Source organism: Metabacillus bambusae, assembly GCF_017497975.1.
GTDB classification, from domain to species: domain Bacteria; phylum Bacillota; class Bacilli; order Bacillales; family Bacillaceae; genus Metabacillus; species Metabacillus bambusae.
The window spans coordinates 100,059-118,975 of sequence record NZ_JAGDEL010000014.1 but is presented as its reverse complement, the minus strand read 5'-3'; the positions used below and the strand labels follow the sequence as shown (position 1 = coordinate 118,975).

At 36.7% G+C, this 18,917-nt stretch carries 9 protein-coding genes; all 9 read left to right on the top strand.

The annotated features are described in order from the left end of the window. Positions 1-236: 236 nt before the first annotated feature. The 9 genes from I7822_RS17695 to I7822_RS17655 all read left to right on the top strand — a co-directional run bounded on the left by I7822_RS17695 (position 237) and on the right by I7822_RS17655 (position 18,860). On the top strand, positions 237-1,547 hold the full coding sequence (locus I7822_RS17695) for a glycoside hydrolase family 68 protein (RefSeq protein ID WP_243459527.1): 1,311 nt from the start codon (positions 237-239) through the stop codon (positions 1,545-1,547). A 32-nt stretch (positions 1,548-1,579) separates the two neighbouring features. Next, on the top strand, positions 1,580-2,920 hold the full coding sequence (locus I7822_RS17690) for a glycoside hydrolase family 68 protein (RefSeq protein WP_207980430.1): 1,341 nt from the start codon (positions 1,580-1,582) through the stop codon (positions 2,918-2,920). A 405-nt stretch (positions 2,921-3,325) separates the two neighbouring features. After that, positions 3,326-4,672, top strand: a complete 1,347-nt coding sequence (locus I7822_RS17685; protein ID WP_207980429.1) for a glycoside hydrolase family 68 protein — start codon at positions 3,326-3,328, stop codon at positions 4,670-4,672. A gap of 166 nt (positions 4,673-4,838) precedes the next feature. Next, positions 4,839-6,239, top strand: coding sequence for a sucrose-specific PTS transporter subunit IIBC (locus I7822_RS17680; RefSeq protein ID WP_207980428.1), 1,401 nt, complete (start codon positions 4,839-4,841; stop codon positions 6,237-6,239). A gap of 56 nt (positions 6,240-6,295) precedes the next feature. Further along, the gene (locus I7822_RS17675; protein WP_207980427.1) at positions 6,296-7,138 is read left to right on the top strand and encodes a PRD domain-containing protein; all 843 of its coding nucleotides are present in this window, start codon (positions 6,296-6,298) and stop codon (positions 7,136-7,138) included. Positions 7,139-7,733: 595 nt separating this feature from the next. Beyond that, positions 7,734-9,335: an ABC transporter substrate-binding protein gene (locus tag I7822_RS17670; RefSeq protein WP_207980426.1), complete on the top strand. Its 1,602-nt coding sequence runs from the start codon at positions 7,734-7,736 to the stop codon at positions 9,333-9,335. A gap of 119 nt (positions 9,336-9,454) precedes the next feature. After that, positions 9,455-11,680 carry a GH32 C-terminal domain-containing protein gene (locus tag I7822_RS17665; protein WP_207980425.1) on the top strand — a complete coding sequence of 742 codons (2,226 nt, stop codon included), beginning with the start codon at positions 9,455-9,457 and terminating at the stop codon, positions 11,678-11,680. 225 nt (positions 11,681-11,905) lie between these two features. Continuing rightward, entirely contained in the window at positions 11,906-12,934 is a 1,029-nt protein-coding gene (locus tag I7822_RS17660) for a LacI family DNA-binding transcriptional regulator (RefSeq protein WP_207980424.1), read from the top strand. 445 nt (positions 12,935-13,379) lie between these two features. Then, positions 13,380-18,860: a GH32 C-terminal domain-containing protein gene (locus tag I7822_RS17655; RefSeq protein ID WP_207980423.1), complete on the top strand. Its 5,481-nt coding sequence runs from the start codon at positions 13,380-13,382 to the stop codon at positions 18,858-18,860. Positions 18,861-18,917 lie beyond the last annotated feature (57 nt).

Sequence of the window (18,917 nt, the reverse complement as noted above, 5' to 3'; positions counted from 1 at the left end):
ATACTATTGCTATAAATTGTCGAACAGAATAGAATGATCCTTGTAAACAAAATTATGCGGGATTGTGACTGGTTAAGCAGGCAAGACCTAAAGTGTATTAAGGGAAAAGTGTACCTATTTTTGGTGACATACCCTTATACATTTTAGGTCTTTTTTTGTTGTCAGACATAAGTGTAGGAATAGTTTATAAAAACGGAAAATTCCTAAAACAACCGTGGAAAATGGAGGAAATGGAAATGAGAAGTAGTAAAATTAAAAAGTTTGTGTTATCAGCTGTTGTAGCAGCAAATTGTCTTGCTATTACACCAGCAATGGCGGCAGAAGTGGAGCAAACTTCAGTCTGGTCACGTCAGCAAGCAGAAAAAGTAAAGCTTACAGAAGAAACAACAGCACCTAAAATTGACCTTGAATTTGATCTTGTAGCACCTGATCAATGGGTGTGGGATACATGGCCTCTACAAAATAGAGATGGTTCACTTGCGACTGTAAATGGCTATCGAGTTGCATTCGCATTGGTAGCACCTCGTACTTTAGGATGGGGAGAACGCCATACCGAAGCGAGAATCGGGATGTTTTATTCTAAAAACGGTAAAGACTGGACTTACGCTGGAATCCCATATGACTATGATAATGCAAAAGGTTATATGCAATGGGCTGGTACTTCTATGATTGATGAAGATGGTAAAGTGCATTTATTCTATACTGCTACTGGAGATAGAGAGAATTGGGACTATAACGGCTGGGATAAAAGGGCTGTACAACGTCTTGCTAAAACAACTTTCGACATCAGTGCTGATAAGAACGGAGTACATCTGACGAATGAAGGAAAGCATGAAATCATCCTTGAAGCAGATGGAAAGCATTATGAAACAATTGAACAAGCCGATAGTCCGATCATTACGGCATTCCGTGATCCATTCTTTTTACAAGATCCGAATACTGGAAAAGAATATATTATTTTTGAAGGACAAGCTGGAAGCAACAGAGATTTTATTAAACCTGAGAATATCGGTGATGAAGAATACCGTAAAACCCACTCAGTACCTGCAGGAGCGGAAAAGTATAACGGTAATATCGGAATCGCAGAAGTACTTGATGAGGACGTTAGTGAATTGAAACTTTTACCACCATTACTTGAATCAATTGGGACAAATCATCAAATGGAACGCCCACACGTTGTAGTTAATGGAGATAACTATTATTTATTTACAATTAGCCATACATTTACTTATGCACCAGGCTTAACTGGACCTGATGGTGTATATGGATTTGTTGGTGAAGGGTTGTTCGGTGATTATAAACCTATGAATGAAAGTGGTCTTGTTATTGCGAATCCAAAGGAAAATCCATATCAAGCATATTCTTGGATGGTTTTACCAGATCAGCAAGTAATTAGCTTCATCAACGAACCAAAAGATGAGAATGGTCAAGTGAAATTTGGAGGTACATTCGCACCAACTTTAAAAATAAAGCTAGATGGTGATACATCTGAAATTACCAAAGAAGGTAAACACGGTGAAATTAAACCATTTGGAGCAAACCGCTAATTAAGTACTATATATTGAAAGGAGAAATTAGAATGATCCTTACTAATAAGAAATCAGTATCTGCAATTGTATTAGCAGCGAGCGTTGTTGCATCAAGCTTTTCAGGATTAACTGTAAAAGCAGAAGAAACAGAGGTAACAACAAATTGGTCACGAGAACAAGCATCAAAAATTGAACTAAATGAAGATAATACTTTACCTTATACAGATATAAGTGAACTAGAGAAATTAGCGGCAGATTATCATATTTGGGATACATGGCCACTGACTGATCGTGACGGAAATATTGCATCTGTTAAAGGCTGGAAAGTGATGTTTGCATTATCAGCACCTAATGATGTACTTCCAGGTAAAGTACATGACATCGCAACAATCCGTTATTTTTACTCTAAAAACGGGAAAGATTGGACGCTTGGCGGGACACTTTTCCCTGAAGGAGCTTCATTAGGTTCTCGTGAATGGGCTGGATCTGCGATGATGGATGACGGTAAAATTCATGCGTTTTATACAGCGACAGGACATAGAGGAGAAGCGCATTTAACGTTTGAACAGCGATTGGCGATGGCGACAGGTGATATCATTGCGGATAGCAATGGAGTCCACTTTGAAAACTGGGGTGATCACAAGATCATTTTAGAGCCAGACGGTAAGTATTATCAGACTAAAGAACAAGCTCGACAAGGTGAAGGTGGAGGCTATGCTTTCCGTGATCCTATGTGGTTTAAAGACCTGAAAACTGAAAAGGAATATATTCTATTTGAAGGTAATTCAGGCGGTGCTGTTGGTGATCGTACATTCAAAAAAGAATATGCAGGAAGTTCTGAGTACACTAGTGAAAATCCAGTTCCAGCAGGCGCTGTTCATGCGAATGCGAACATCGGTATTGCAGAGGTCGTTGATGGGGAACCTTCAAATCTTAAAATGCTCCCACCTCTTTTGGAAGCAAATTATGTAAACGAGGAATTGGAACGCCCACATATTGTTGTTAAAGATAAAAAATATTATCTATTTACAGACAGCCATATCAATAAATATGCTGAAGGACTGCAAGGACCTGAAGGATTGTATGGATTTGTTTCTGATACATTGATCGGTGGCTATGAGCCGCTGAATGAAAGTGGTTTAGTTTTAGCTAATCCTCCTGAAAATCCATACCAAGCATATTCATGGCTTGTACTACCGAATTTAAATGTGGTTGGATTTGCTCATTTTGGAGATTTAGGTGATATGTCAATTGGTGATGTTGGAAATCAATCAGCAGAATTCCAATTTGAACATTTTGGAGGTACATTAGCTCCAACTGTTAAGCTATCAATCAAAGGTGATACTACAAAAGTAGGAAAAGAATACAGCCCTGGTTGGATTAAGCAATAAGTAAATAATCTAAAGATAATAGAATGGTCAGCCAAGAAATATATTGGCAGACCATTCTGTTCATTTTTATAAAAGGCTGTTTTCGCAAACTTTGTTGCTATTTACAAAGTATGCGGTGTGGTTGATTGCAGCGAGAGTTGCCGCTTTCCGCGGGTCGGGCGGTGAGCCTCCTCGGCGTAAACGCCTGCATGAGTCTCACCTGTCCCGCTACTCCCGCAGGAGTCTCGCAATCCGTTCCAATCAACCTGAATTAGTTTTTATTTTAAAAGCAACAATCTCTTAGAAAACAGCCTTATAAAAAGATTTATTTACAGTTTTAGGCTAACTTTTCATGATAGAAGAGCATTCATTATACTTATGGTTTATGAGAGAGAATAGGAAGTTAATCTAGGGGGGAATACATGAATGGAACGTAATATAGATAAAAAGGGCAAATTTTTTATAGCAGCAATTATAGGGCTCTCTGCAATATTCACACCAATTGTAAGCTCAAGTGCATCTGCTAAAGAAAATTTAGAAACTTACAATTGGACGCGTGAAGATGTTAGTAATCTTACAATAAATGCTCAAAATACAGCACCCGAAATTAAAAAAGACGAGCTTGTTGAAATGACATCTGAATCTTATATTTGGGATTCTTGGCCATTACAAGAAAAGAATGGTCATCCAGCTGTCGTAAACGGCTTTAAAATTATTTTTGCCTTGTCAGTGCCTAATGATGTGCTTCCAGGTAAGCGACATGATACAGCTGAAATTCATTATTTCTTTTCAAAGGATGGAAAGAGTTGGGAATCAGGTGGTCCAGTTTTTAAGGATGGAGATGCATTGGGCTCTAGACAATGGGCAGGATCTTCCATCGTTCATAAAGATGGGAAATTACAAATTTTTTACACGGCAACAGGTGATAAAAATGAAACTCAACTAAGCTATGATCAACGAGTAGCAACAGCAACTGCAGATATAACAACAACTAACACAAGTGTGACATTTGAAAATTGGTCAGATCATGAAATTATTCTTGAGCCAGATGGAGAATACTATCAAACGAATGAACAAACAGGACCCGAGGAATCTTCTTATGCCTTCCGCGACCCATATTTTTTCCAAGATCCAAAGACTGGGGAAGAATATCTATTATTTGAAGCAAACTCTGCTGGAAAGCTTGAAGACCGTTCATATAACGATGAATATATTGGTTCAGTGAAGTTTCGTCAAAACCATGAAAATCCCGAAAGTTCAAAAGCTTTTAATGGAAGCATTGGAATCGCAAAAGCATCGAATCAAGGCTTGTCTAAATTTAACATCCTGCCACCCTTGTTGGAAGCAAATTATGTAAATGATGAACTGGAGAGACCAAGTGTTATTGTAAAAGGAAACAACTACTATCTTTTTGCCAAGACACACAGTGAGAAATTTGCCACTGGTCTTCATGCACCGGAAGGATTATATGGATTTACTTCAGACTCACTTTTTGGAGGCTATCAACCGTTGAATGAAAGTGGTCTAGTTATTGCAAACCCAACGGATAATCCATATCAAGCATATTCTTGGATGGTTATGCCGAATGGCACTGTCACTAGTTTTGTCAATTATGTTAATGTTGATGGAAAAGATATTTATGAAATTGGCGAGCAATCACCAGATTATCAAATGGAACATTTCGGTGGAATGCTTGCACCTTCATTAAAACTATCCTTAACACGAAATGAGTCAAAGATCGTTCATGAAAAAAAGCAAGGAGTATTTAAGTAAATCAAGGCTCAGGGAAAAACGAATAGGACAAGCAATGGCGTTCAGTATTTTACTGAGCGCTACAGTATTTTATATACCTTTTCGGTATTTTTTACCTATGTAACTCTGGACAAAGATAAGTGAAACCGGACGAATATTCTAAAAAGGATAAAATATAAGGTGGGAGATGAACATACAAGACGAACGGAAAGAAGCTAAAGATATAGCTAAAGAATTATTACTGTTTTTAGGTGGCAAAGAAAATATTGTAAAGATTACCCATTGTACCACTCGATTACGTTTTGAGCTACATGATGAAAGTCAGGTAAATAAAAATGCAATAGATGAAATGAATTGTGTACATGGCACCTTTTTCAGGTTGGGACTTTTTCAAATTATTTTAGGTAGCGGTATAGTCAATAAGGTTTACAGAGCTATCCTTGACACAAACCCAGCAACTGTCTCTAGCATTTTAAAACCAGAACCACCAAAGGTGAGAATGAATCCTTTCGTACAATTTGCTAGAACATTGTCTAATATTTTTGTTCCTATTATTCCAGCTATTGTAGCAAGTGGGTTACTAATGGGACTTATAGGAATGATCAAGGTGTTTCAGTGGGCACCTCCTGAAAGTTCAATCATGATAATGTTGGAAATCTTTTCGAGTGCAGCATTTATCATTTTGCCAATTTTAATTGGCTTTAGTGCAGCTAAGGAATTTGGAGGCAATCAAATCCTGGGTGCAGTGATTGGTGGAATATTAACACATCCTTCACTATTAAACCCTTCCATGCTTGGATATAAAGTGCCGGAATCTATGGAGGTACTTGGAGTTGCTATCCCTTTGATAGGGTATCAGGGAACAGTGATCCCGATATTACTTTCTGTCTTTTTCATGAGTAAGCTTGAATTAGGATTGAGAAAAGTTATACCAACTTCATTAGATCTATTTTTAATCCCATTTTTAGTCATCATTTGTATTGGTTTTGTCTCAATATTAGTTATAGGTCCGATCTCGTTATTCATCGGGGAAATGATGACATCTACTTTTGAGCTAGTCTATAAGTCTGGAGGGGTAATAGCTGGATTTTTATTTGGCTCTTTATATTCACTCATTGTTGTAACGGGATTACATCATACTTTACATGCTGTCGAAATGTTATTACTTTCAAATCCAGAGATAGGTGTTAACTTTTTATTACCGATTTGGTCAATGGCCAATATTGCTCAAGGAGCAGCAGGATTAGCGGTATTTTTTAAAACGAAGGATAAGAGAATCAAAAAAATTGCGCTTCCTTCAGCTTTTTCGGCATTTCTAGGTATTATTGAACCAGTTATTTTTGGGGTTAATATAAAGCTTTTTAAACCTTTTATAGGTGCAGCCATTGGAGGTGCTTTTGGAGGAGGTTATGTTGTCCTTACTCATGTAGTCGCAAACTCTTATGGCTTAACAGGAATTCCAATGATTGCTATTGTAGCTCCATTAGGGATTGCAAATTTAATGCATTACCTCATTGGTCTCGGGATCTCAGTAATTACCGCATTCTTTGCTACTTGGATTCTTTGGGTAAAGGAAGAAACCGAATAAAAGTAGTTAATTTAAAATGATAGCTAATGCAAGTGCAATAGAGGAAGGTGAAAGTGATGAAAATAAAAAAAATCTTAAATAATAGTGCGGTTGTAGTGAAAGATCGGGACGGAGAAAAGATTGTAATGGGGGAAGGAATAGGATTCCAAAAAAGAAAGAATGATCCGGTAAATCAGGCGAAAATTGATAAGGTTTTTGTCATGAAGGACCCATCTGAACATCAAAAATTCGAAGAAATATTACAACTTCTTCCTGAAGAGCATATACAAGTTGCAGAAGAGATCATCACTTATGCAGAAAAGGAATTTGGTGTCATGATTAACGAACATATCCATGTAGCTTTTTCTGATCACTTATCATTTGCTATTGAACGATTAACAAATGGCATTTCTATTAAAAATGCTCTGCTCGATCAAATAAAAATTCTATATGTAAAAGAGTTTGAAATAGGACTTTGGGCAAAGGAGTTAATAAAAGAGAAGCTAGGAGTAGAGATTCCAGAAGATGAAGTAGGTAATATTGCAATGCATATGCATACTGCTAGAATGAATGCTGGTAATATGCAGGAAACGATAGACATTACGACGACTATTCAAGAAATTACGAGTATCATTGAAAACTCTTTGAAAATAAATATTGTAGAGGATACGATGTCATATGAACGATTAATTATTCATTTACGCTTTTCAGTTAAGAGTCTATTATCTAATGAGAAGAACCATGATTATGACGAAAAAATGGTTAATATGATTAAAGAAAACTACAAAGAAGCTTTTGCATGTGCACAGGAAGTTGGCCACTTCTTTGAAGAAAAGTATAGGATCAAATATCCTGAGGCTGAATTAATGTATATATCGATGCATATTCAAAGATTCTATGGTCGAGTGATTATGTCGTAATCACAAATGTGTATCTAAAGTATTAGAAATTAATATATTCGTACCAATGTAATAATGACATAACATAGAGGGTGATTATTTTTGAATCATCCTTTTTTGAGTTTATCTAAGAAAAGTCACTTATTTAGAGTGAAAAACATTTTCGCAATATTTTGAAATCGCTTTCTTTTAGTAGTTGACATGTCATGGTTTTATGAATTATTATTTATTTAATCGATTACGCAAACGATTACATAATCTATTAAAAGAATAAGAGAACATTTGAATAACGGATTTATTTACTTTTTGAAAGTGTTACGTAATCGATTACCTGAAAGATATTTATACAAGATTCACTATTTATCCTCCATTAACGAGTTCTCACCAAAATCAAAAACTACCATGATAACTCATGATCATTAACCGCTATTTTCAGACATTTTTTAATGTCACATTAACCTTGATGACCGCTTATACCCATTTTTGAAAAGCATTTAGTTGGATGAAATGTTATTGTGTTTTTGCTTGTTGTTAATTTTCACTTAGGGAGGTGATTACAGGTATAGGAATAAAAAACATTGCTTAAATAGAAGTATTAACAAGGGGGATATAGTAAATGAAAAAGGGATTAAAGATCTTCTCAGCTGTTATGTTAAGTTCCGTTCTTCTGTTAACCGCTTGTACTTCCAATGAAACTTCAAACAAACAAAAGGAATCAAAAAGTGCTTTTAATAAAACAGGATTGCCGATTGTTAATGAGAACATTACATTAAAGTTCGTGTCACCAAAAGCTCCTCTTGCACCAAATTATAATGAAATGGCCATTGTTCAACAGTTAGAAGAAATGACGAATATCCATATTGAATGGAATAATATTCCGGGAGATGGCTATCAAGAAAAGAAAAATTTAATGCTAGCAAGTGGTGATCTACCAGATGCCTTTTATAAGGCGGACTTTACAGATCAAGATATAGTGAAGTATGGTCAAAGCGGAGCGCTTATTCCATTAGAAGAATTAATTGAGGAGTATGCCCCAAATATTCAGAAGCTATTTGAAAGAAGACCAGAGATCAAGAGCATGGTAACCGCTCCTGATGGTCATATCTATTCTCTTCCGCGTGCAGAGGAAATGGGGTTATCATCTGTTCCAAACTTTCACTCTATCAATAAAACGTGGTTAGATAAGCTAGGATTAGAAGTACCTGCCACTCTAGAAGAATACCATGATGTTTTGAAAGCCTTTAAAGAGAAAGATCCGAATGGAAATGGTAAGCGAGATGAGATACCGTTAAGCTTTATGTATAATTTTTGGACTGGAAACTTCGGTGATATGTTTGGTGCTTTTAATATGCCAGATAACGTAGATCATCGAATTGTACGTGACGGGAAAGTTATTTTCACAGCTGCCCAGCCAGAATATAAAGAAGCGATTGAGTATTATCATAAATGGGTAAAAGAGGGTCTAATTGATCAAGAATCCTTTACCCAAGACGCAACACAATATCTAGCAAAAGGTAAAACAGAAGATCCTACATTAGGCTCTTACATTTGGTGGGAAACGGAAGAGGTTGTTGGTCCTGAACGTAAGGATGATTATGTACTTCTGCCTCCATTAAAAGGTCCAAATGGTGATATTGTTGTAGGGCGCTCAAACTACTCTGAGTATGAACGAGGTGCATTTGTCATCACCTCATCTAATAAACACCCAGAAATTACAATGCGGTGGGTTGATCAGTTGTATGAACCAAAAATGTCAGCACAGATTAGCTGGGGACCGATTGGGGAAATTTATGAGGAAGATGAAAACGGAATGTTGGTCAATAAAGAGCTTCCAGAAGGAACAGCTATGGGAGAACTTCGCCAAAAGGTTGCTCCTAATGGACCGACTGCTGTACTAAGAGAAGACTTTGGCACTGTAGTTGATATGGAGCCTCGTGCAAAAGAACGCTTAGATAATATTAAGAATATATATGCACCATATTTAGAAGAAGAAAACTACCTGCAAATTTTCTTCAGTCCAGAAGATCTAGATACGATTAACCAAATTGAAGTAGAAATCAAAGAATTTGTTAACCAAAAGCAAGCACATTGGTTAATGGAGGGTGGTATTGATAAGGAGTGGGATGATTACCTGAAACAACTTAATGATATGGGGTTAGAAAAATTGATGGAAATCTATCAAGAAGGCCTTGATCGATTTAATCAAAATCAGTCATAACTACTTTTGAGATAATTCTTAGAAATACAAGCTGGAAAAAAATATATAGCTTCTCCAGCTTGTATTTTTTGAGGGGTTATTTGTAAATTGAATTCGTTATCTAAACAAGGGGGCAGGGTATGTCTAAACGCTTGGTTGCTCATTGGTCGTTTGATGAAGGAAGAGGCAAAGAGGTGGAGGATTCCATTCAAAAATTGAAGGACCCAATAAATTATGTTTTTAATCATGCACACTTTCAGCCGTCAAGTGAGCCGCAGTGGAGAAAAGGAATAGCTGGTCATGCGTTACTATTTGATGGATATTCTACTTGGGTCACTAGAAAATATAAAAATAGTAAAATATGTAGTAAAGCATTAACAATTGAGGCTTGGGTAGCACCGAGGTCTTTTGGTGGCAATGAGGATGAGAAGCTCACAGCGATTGTTAATCAACACAATCGGAAAGAAAAACAGGGGTATATACTAGGTGTTCATAAACATGGAAAATGGTCGCTTCAAGTGGGGATTGAAGATGATTGGCTAGAGATTTGGGCTAATAATCATCCATTACCTAGAAATCAATGGTCGTACATTGTGGCGGTTTTTAATAGTATAGAAGCAGAGATGAAATTGTATTTAAATGGGGAAGAAATTGAAGCAAAGAAACTACATACCTCTGCTGTTATTGCCTCTTGCCATGAAAACTTACTAATTGGAAAGAATAATCATTCAAAAATGGTCGCTAATGTTTTTTCTTTAAATATGTTTAATGGATTAATAGATGAAGTAAAGATTCATAATCAAGCACTCTCTGCAGAGGAAATACTAGATTGCTTTCATGATTATTTGCTCCCATTTAATGGAGAAATCCCTTCTATTCCTTATGATGATATCAAGATTAATCGAAGTATTCTTGAGCATGATCGCCATCGACCTCAATATCATCTAACAGCACCGGGACAGTGGATGAATGAACCTCATGCACCACTATATTTTCAAGGGAAATATCATTTGTTTTACCAGCATAACCCTCAAGGGCCCTATTGGGGAAATATTCAATGGGGGCATTGGATAAGCACTGATATGGTACATTGGATTGATCTACCTATTGCTTTATCAACTGAAGATGATGGCTTGGCCCCTGATGGTATATGGTCGGGTAATGCTAGTTATGATCAAGATGGTTTGCCTGTTCTGTTTTTTACAGCAGGGAATTTAGAAAAGTCTCCAAATCAAATGACAGGTTTAGCCAGGAGCACTTTTTTACATGATCATGATTCTAATTTAATAAAGTGGATGAAGCATCCTAAGCCAGTAACAGTGCAACCTGAGGGGAGAAACCTCCATCATGATGGTTTCCGTGATCCTTTTGTTTGGCGTGAAGGAGACACATGGTATCAAATTGTTGGTTCTGGTATTGAGGGAATTTGTGGTGCAATTACAGTGTTTACTTCAACTGATTTAATAAAGTGGGATTATCAAGGCCTACTATACGAAGATCAAAATCAAAAATTTCCATACCTAGGTGAGGTTTGGGAGCTTCCTATTTTGCTTCCAATTGGAAGCGGGAAGCATATTTTAATCATTAGCCCAGTTGGAAAAGGGGCTGATGTAGAGGTTTTTTATTGGTTGGGTGTGTGGGATAAGGAAAGTTATCACTTCATACCTGACGATGATGAGCCTCAGATCATTGATGTTGGTGATTTTCATTTTACTGGTCCAAGCGCAATGATTGATCCGAAAACAGGTCGGTTGATTTTGTTTACGATCACACAAGGGAATCGTACACCTAAAAGTGAGTATTTAGCTGGTTGGGCACATAATGGCGGTCTTCCGGTTCATTTAACATTGAGGGAAGATGGTCGTCTTGGGGTTGAACCAATTGAAGAACTTCAATCCCTGCGAACAGAAAAGCTAATCTGTATAGTGAACAAATCTACTATAGAAGTGAATAAATTATTAAAAAATGTAAATGGAGATATGCTGGAAATAAAATTGGAACTTTATTCAGAAAAGGCAAAACAGTATGGAATAAAGGTACGGTGCTCTCCTGAGGGTGAAGAAGAGACACTGATCTACTATGATCAAGTAGATGAAAAATTCAATGTGAATCGAGAAAAAACCACTCAAAATCAAGAAGAGTTGACAAAAGGGGTTCAAGGAGGAAAGCTAGAGCTAAATGGGGGGAATTTAAGACTACATATTTATTTGGACAGATCAATGATAGAGGCTTATGCAAATGGATTAAAAAGTTTAACGACTAGGGTGTATCCAAACAGAAAAGACTCTCTAGGTTTAAAAATATGGGGAAATGTTACAGTTAAATCAATGGAGGTATGGAAGTTAAAATCAATACACTCTAACTAAATTAAACCCCTTTAATAGTCGTTATTTAGTATATTTCTTTAATTATTGACAGGGCTTTCAAGTTGTAATAATGTTAAATGAAACGAGTAGGTAATCGTTTGCTTTTTATAGATGAAAGTTTACTTTTAAAGAGTATAAACTAGCACAGGCTTTATACAAAACAAAGAATGAAATGTACCGACAAGATCTATTTCATAATCTAAACTAATTATATGAGGTAATAGTATGTATGGTGTAAAAGGCGGAGAAAAACCCGCAGCTAGCATGAAAGATGTAGCTGAAAAAGCAGGAGTTTCTACAGCGACAGTTTCTCATGTAATTAATCAAACGCGTTTTGTTGCCGAAGAAACAAAGGTAAAAGTCATCCAAGCGATGAAAGAGCTTGACTACCGGCCAAATTCTGCAGCACGGAGCTTAAGAAGTTCTAAATCAAAAACAATCGGGCTCCTCATTCCAGTAATGGGTTCAGACACCTCAAATTTTTTCTTTATGTCAATCGCCCAAGGAATTGAAAATAAATTAAAAGAGCACGGCTATAATTTGATTTTGAGTAACTCAAATGAACAACCGGAAAATGAGGAAGAACAAATTAAAGCATATAATGCTCAGTTAATCGACGGATTAATTATGGCTCCTACAGGTACGGATCAATCATATTTAGAGAATACATTAAGTGGAACTTATCCAGTTGTTTTTATTGATCGAAAGCCTCAAGGATATGATGGAGACTGTGTCGTAGTTGATAACTTTCAAGGGACAAATGAAGCTGTTAAGTTACTTTTCCAAAAGGGACATAAAAAAATAGGCTATATATCGGGAGCATTAGGACTTTCAACTAGTGATGAACGTCTTTGTGGCTATAAAAGAGAACTAGAAGAACACAACATTCCTGTATTGCAATCACTTATCAAAATCGGAGATGCAAGTTTTGATACAGGTTATAAACTAACAAAAGAACTAATGGAAAAAGAAAAGATTACAGCATTACTTGTTGCAAATAATGTCATGACAATGGGGGCTATGGCATATTTACAGGAAAGCGAAACAAAAATTCCTGAGGAACTAGCTGTCATTGGTTATGATGATTATGATTGGGCAAAAATTACTACTCCTCCTTTAACTGTTATTAAGCAGCCGGCATTTGAACTAGGTGTTACCGCAGGAGAGGCACTATTAGAGAGAATTAATAATCCTGAAAAGTCATTTCAGGAATACCGTCTGTCAACAGAAATCGTTATTCGCAAATCTGTTTAATCCAATTTACGTTTTCATATCAATACTGATATAAGAAGATATCAGTATTGAATCTTTCATTAAATCGATTACGTAAACGATTATATAATGTAAATCTTGTCTAATGATGGATTAATTGCAAAAGTTGAAAGATTATTAGGTGAGGTTGATAGTTTAACAGGAAAAGTTGAAAGATTTTCAAGAAATAAAGTCATTGGTGTAACTAAAGGGGGTGTTAATGGTATGTTTCCTATCTAAGGAAAGGTGTAGGAACTTTAGAGCTTGAAGAATCAAGTTGTTTTTCTGAGTTTACGTAATCGATTACGTAAATAGTGAAAACAATGAAGGATGATCCTAGAACTTATTTATGTCGTTAGTAGCAAATCAAGATCATTATTATTCAAGAAAAATATTTTTTTGATCAATATTGAAAGCGTTACCAAAAATTCAAGAAAAAGGTGATGGCGTGTTTCAAAAAATTAAAAGAACGAAACCTCTGCATTTGTTTCTTATTTTCGTACTGACGGTCCAATTGTTTTTCCCGTATTTAGCGACTGTAAACTCCGCTTCGCTTCCAGTGGAAAATGAAGAAAATTATCGTCCAGGATATCATTTTTCTCCTTTGAAAAATTGGATGAATGACCCAAATGGAATGGTGTACCATAACGGAGAATATCACTTGTTCTATCAACATAATCCCACTGATAAAGTTTGGGGACCAATGTATTGGGGTCATGCTATTAGTAAGGATTTAGTGAACTGGGAGCATTACCCGATTGCGATTTATCCAGATGAAAATGGTTTTGCCTGGTCAGGCAGTGCTGTTGTTGATTATGATAATACGTCAGGTTTAGGAACAAAGGAAAATCCACCAATGGTCGCTCTTTATACTAGTGAAAATGGGGGAGATAATCAACATGTAAGTGCTACATATAGTGTGGATAATGGCCGAACATGGACATCATTAAATGAAAATCCAATTCTTACGATGCCTAATGACTTGAAGGCAAGTAATGGTGGATCAGGTGTATTCCGTGATCCGAAGGTTTTTTGGCATGAGGAAAGTAACCAATGGATTTTTGTTATAACAAGTGGGAAACAAATTGATTTTTATTCATCTAGTAATCTATTAGAATGGACAAAAGTTGGTGGATTTTCCGATCCAAAAGCAGCAGAACTTGGTTTATGGGAATGTCCAGATCTTTTTGAGTTGCCAGTTTATGACACGAGTGGTAACAAAACAGGTTCAAAATGGGTGTTGACAGTGAGTATTAACCCATCACCAACTGGTGGAACAGGTTTGCACTACTATGTTGGGAATTTTGATGGGAAAACATTTACCCCTGATGAAAATTCTGAAGAATTTATGTGGGCAGATTTCGGAGCGGATTTTTACGCTGCTGTTACATGGAGCAACACATATAATCAACCTGAAGATGGTCGTCAACTATGGTTAGGATGGATGAATAACCCTGCTCAATATGCTGGACAAATTCCAACTTCACCATGGAGAGGTGCTATGACAATCCCACGTGAGCTGTCATTAATTGAGAAGGAGGAAGGAATCTTTTTAAAACAGCAACCAGTAAATGAATTAAAAAGTTTACGAGATACTGCAAAAGAAGTGAAAATAACCAATAAGAAAATTTCTACTGAAAATATCTTAAAAGATGTTGAAGCAGATATGTTTGAGATTGATGCAGAATTTAATCTTAGTGATGCAACAGCGAATGAATTTGGGTTTCGTGTACGTAAAAGTGAAAATGAGAGTACAACGGTTTCTTATAATATCGCAGAAGAAAAACTATCTGTAGACCGGACTCAATCTGGTAAGACTGATTTTCATAAAGACTTTCCCTCTATTCAACATACAAATTTAACTGTGAAAGATGGAATCCTGAATATCAAACTACTAGTCGACCGTTCTTCTGTTGAGGTATTTGCAGATGAAGGAACAGCTGTATTTACAAATCAAATCTTTCCAAGTGAAACTAGTAGACAAATAGATTTATTTGCTAAAGACGGTGAGGTGACGTTAAATTCACTAGCTTTTTATCCGATGAAAGAAGCTACCTTTACTACTAATCAAGAAGATATAGATGTTGGTAATCTTCCTAATTCAATCGAAAATCCTAATTTTGAAACAGGTGATTTATCTGGATGGAAAGTTACTGGATCAGCGTTTAGAGCACCTGTCTCAAATGCCACAGAATTTTGGGGTGGTCCTTTTGAGCATGAAGGTACATATCATGCTTGGGGATTTCAAGGTGCAAAAAGTGATGAAAAGTCAGATTTACGTACAGGTGTCATGAGGTCATCTGCCTTTGTACTAGAGGGCAATGGGGAAATTGACTTTTTAGTAGGCGGCGGACAAGATGTTAATAAGTTGTATGTTTCACTTGTTCGAGCATCAACTGGTGAGGAACTTATGAAGGCAACTGGGGCAAATACAGAAAAATATCGGAGAGTAAAATGGGATGCTTCAGAGTATATTGGTGAAGCTCTTTATATGAAAGTAGTTGATTATCACTCAGGTGGCTTCGGTCATATAAATGTGGATGATTTTCATGTTTATAATGATGAAGAAAGAATAAAAATTAACTTATTAAACCCAGGGTTTGAAACAGGAGACTTAACAGGCTGGACAGCTGAAGGAAATGCATTTGCTGGAACTGTTACAGATCAAGCAACCTATTGGGATACTAAAATTCCATTTGAACATAAAGGGAACTATCATTTATGGGGCTTTCAAGGAGCAGCGCCAGAAGAAGCAGATAAAAGAACAGGAAGTTTAACATCAAATACCTTTCAGTTATCTGGTAATGGAGAAATCTCTTTCTTAGTCGGCGGCGGTGATGAGGTCGATGGTGAAAAAAAATATGATTTATATGTTGCACTAGTCCGAGCTTCGGATGGAAAAGAGTTATTTAAAGCAACAGGGCCTGAATCAGAAACATATGAACGTGTTACCTGGAATGCAGCGGACTACTTAGGTGAAGGTGTTTATATCAAGGTTGTTGATCAACATACGGGAGGCTTTGGTCATATAAATGTGGATGATTTTCAAGTAGAAAATCGGGGGATTTTAAGCCATTGGAATTTCGACGAAAACGAAGGTAATACCATTCGTGATGTAGTCAAAAATGAAGAACTAAAAGTGGAATATGTCTTTACAGATGCAGTATATAAACCATCAAGTGATCCACTTTGGAGAAAAGGGGTAATAAACAATGCGCTTTTATTTGATGGATATTCTACTTATGTTAAACAACCTGTATCGAAATCAAGACAGCCTAATGATGCACTAACAATAGAAGCTTGGGTAGCACCACGGTCATATGAATGGGGTGATCTTGGTCAACTTTCGGCTATTGTAAATCAGCATAACAAGGCTAAAGGCGAAGGCTATATTTTAGGAATGGGCCGTCATGGCAAATGGTCGTTTCAAGCAGGTATAAATGGAGAATGGAAAGAGGTGTGGGCTGCAGATGATAAACCACTTGAAAAAGATAAATGGTCATATGTCGTTGCCACATTTGATCAAGATAAGCAAAAAATGAAGCTCTTTTTAAATGGTGAGCTAGTTGGAGAAGTAGAAACTCCAGAAAATGCCTCCATAAATGCTACTGAAAATGATTTGTTAATAGGTAAACATAATACAGCTGCCGTATTAAGTTCGTTTACTGCGAATATGTTTAACGGAATGATTGATGAATTAAAAATTTATAATAAATCTTTAACAGATGAAGTAATAAAATCAAATTATAATCAAGTAATAGAAAACAATGAGGGGCAATTGCCTAGCCCGGATTTATCTTTTGATCGAAGTGTATATGATGGTGATCGTTATAGACCACAGTTTCATTTTCTTTCACCTGGTCATTGGATGAATGAACCACACGCTCCGTTTAAGTATAACGGAAAATATCATATTTTTTATCAGCATAACCCGCAAGGACCTTATTGGCACCAAATTCATTGGGGGCATGCGGTAAGTGATGATATGGTTCATTGGGAAGATGCACCAGTAGCTTTAGCCCCATCAGGAGTTTCGCCGGATGGTGTATGGTCAGGTGCAGCACATTTTGATAAAAATGGTGATCCCGTTCTATTTTTTACTGCAGGGGATGATAGCAAAACACCAAACCAAATGACAGGTTTAGCAAAACCAGTTGATGTAACAGATCCAATGCTTAAGGATTGGGATATGCTACCAAAACCTGTAACAATTCAAGAGCCTAATTTGCCAGCAGAGGAAGGGACTGTTATGTATGGTCAATTCCGTGATCCATTTGTTTGGAAAGACGGTGATACGTGGTATCAAATTGTTGGCTCGGGTATTGAGAATGTTGGAGGGACAGCCTTACTTTACACATCTCAGGATCTAGAAAATTGGGAATATAAAGGGCCTTTCTTTGTAGGTGATTCAAAAGCACATCCTAAGACAGGTGATGTATGGGAATTACCAGTGTTTCTGCCGATCGGAAAGGATGCTAACGGTGAACAAAAATATGCATTTTTTATTAATCCATGGTTTAAAAACTACAGTGAACATAACGTAAAATATGTATACCATTGGATTGGTTCATGGGACAAAGAAACCAATCGTTTTATACCTGATCATGAAGAGCCAAAGTTATTTGATTATGGTGAGCATTTTACAGGGCCAAGTGGGATGATTGATGAAAATGGACGTTCAATTTTATTTAGTATTGCTCAAGACCGAAGAACAGATGAGCAGCATTTTGATGCTGGATGGGCCCATAACGCTGGTTTGCCATTAGAATTGTCTCTATTAGAAAACGGTGAGCTTGGAATAGAGCCAATTAATGAATTAAGTACGCTTCGTGGTGAAAATCTATTAGACCTTGAAAATAAAACGATTTCAAAAGCGAATGAACAATTAGCTAATATAAAGGGTGATATGTTAGAAATTACTCTTGAGGTTAAAGCGAACTCTGATGAAAAATATGGTATTAAAGTACGTCAATCATCAGATTCTTCAGAGGAAGTAAATTTATATTTTGATGAAGCTTCTGAACAATTTGGAGTGGACGCTACTAAAATGAGTTTAGACCCTGATATTGCAAAAACAAGTAGTAAGGGAACACTTTCTCTTGATGGTGAAAATCTAAAGCTTCATATTTACCTAGATCGATCAATGATTGAGGCCTATGCCAATGATAAAAAAAGTATAACGACAAGAGCATATCCAACAAGAGCAGATGCTATCGGAATAGAACTATGGAGTCAAAATGGTACAGCTAAGATTGTAGCAATGGAGATACACGAACTGGGCTCAGCATATAGTGACAACGTTGTACCAGCATTTTATGGGGATGAGTCCGAACAAGAAGAAATTCCACATGGTGAGTTAACGAATCACGATTTTCAATCCGGTGATTTGTCGGGATGGACAATTGTAGAAGGAAATTCCTTTACAAATGACCACATTACAAACAAAAATGATTGGGGCTGGGGTGGTCCATTCGGGCAAGCTACAACTTCAACAGATCCTAATCGAAACCATCTATGGGGCTTCCATCCAGATCATGGCGGAGATTCTGCAACAGGAATAATGAAATCAGAAACCTTCACACTTGGTGGTGATGGTCAAATTGATTTCTTAACATCAGGTGGTGCTGATGAGCAACTATTATATTTTGCTCTTGTAGATGCGCAAACAAATGAAATAGTGAAAAAAGCAACTGGTCATAATGGTGAAGCATATCGTCGTGTACGCTGGGATGCATCAGAATTTTTAGGTGAAGAGCTATATCTTCAACTAGTTGATCAGCATACTGGAGGCTGGGGCCATATTAATCTAGATGACGTAAATGTACCTGTTCATATTGAAGGAGGAGAAGATTCTAATCCAGAAGAACCAATAAGCAAGGACAAAAAGAAGAAAGAGAAGAAAGAGAAGAAAGATGGAGATAGGAAATAAATGGCGTTAAAATAAAAAAGAGTTTTCAATAAATGCTGTTTTAATGACCTTTCTGAT

Excerpts from the sequence above, each read along its gene's own strand:
- I7822_RS17695 (WP_243459527.1), top strand. The coding sequence starts at position 237 with ATGAGAAGTAGTAAAATTAAAAAGTTTGTGTTATCAGCTGTTGTAGCA.
- I7822_RS17690 (WP_207980430.1), top strand. The coding sequence starts at position 1,580 with ATGATCCTTACTAATAAGAAATCAGTATCTGCAATTGTATTAGCAGCG.
- I7822_RS17685 (WP_207980429.1), top strand. The coding sequence starts at position 3,326 with ATGGAACGTAATATAGATAAAAAGGGCAAATTTTTTATAGCAGCAATT.
- I7822_RS17680 (WP_207980428.1), top strand. The coding sequence starts at position 4,839 with ATGAACATACAAGACGAACGGAAAGAAGCTAAAGATATAGCTAAAGAA.
- I7822_RS17675 (WP_207980427.1), top strand. The coding sequence starts at position 6,296 with ATGAAAATAAAAAAAATCTTAAATAATAGTGCGGTTGTAGTGAAAGAT.
- I7822_RS17670 (WP_207980426.1), top strand. The coding sequence starts at position 7,734 with ATGAAAAAGGGATTAAAGATCTTCTCAGCTGTTATGTTAAGTTCCGTT.
- I7822_RS17665 (WP_207980425.1), top strand. The coding sequence starts at position 9,455 with ATGTCTAAACGCTTGGTTGCTCATTGGTCGTTTGATGAAGGAAGAGGC.
- I7822_RS17660 (WP_207980424.1), top strand. The coding sequence starts at position 11,906 with ATGTATGGTGTAAAAGGCGGAGAAAAACCCGCAGCTAGCATGAAAGAT.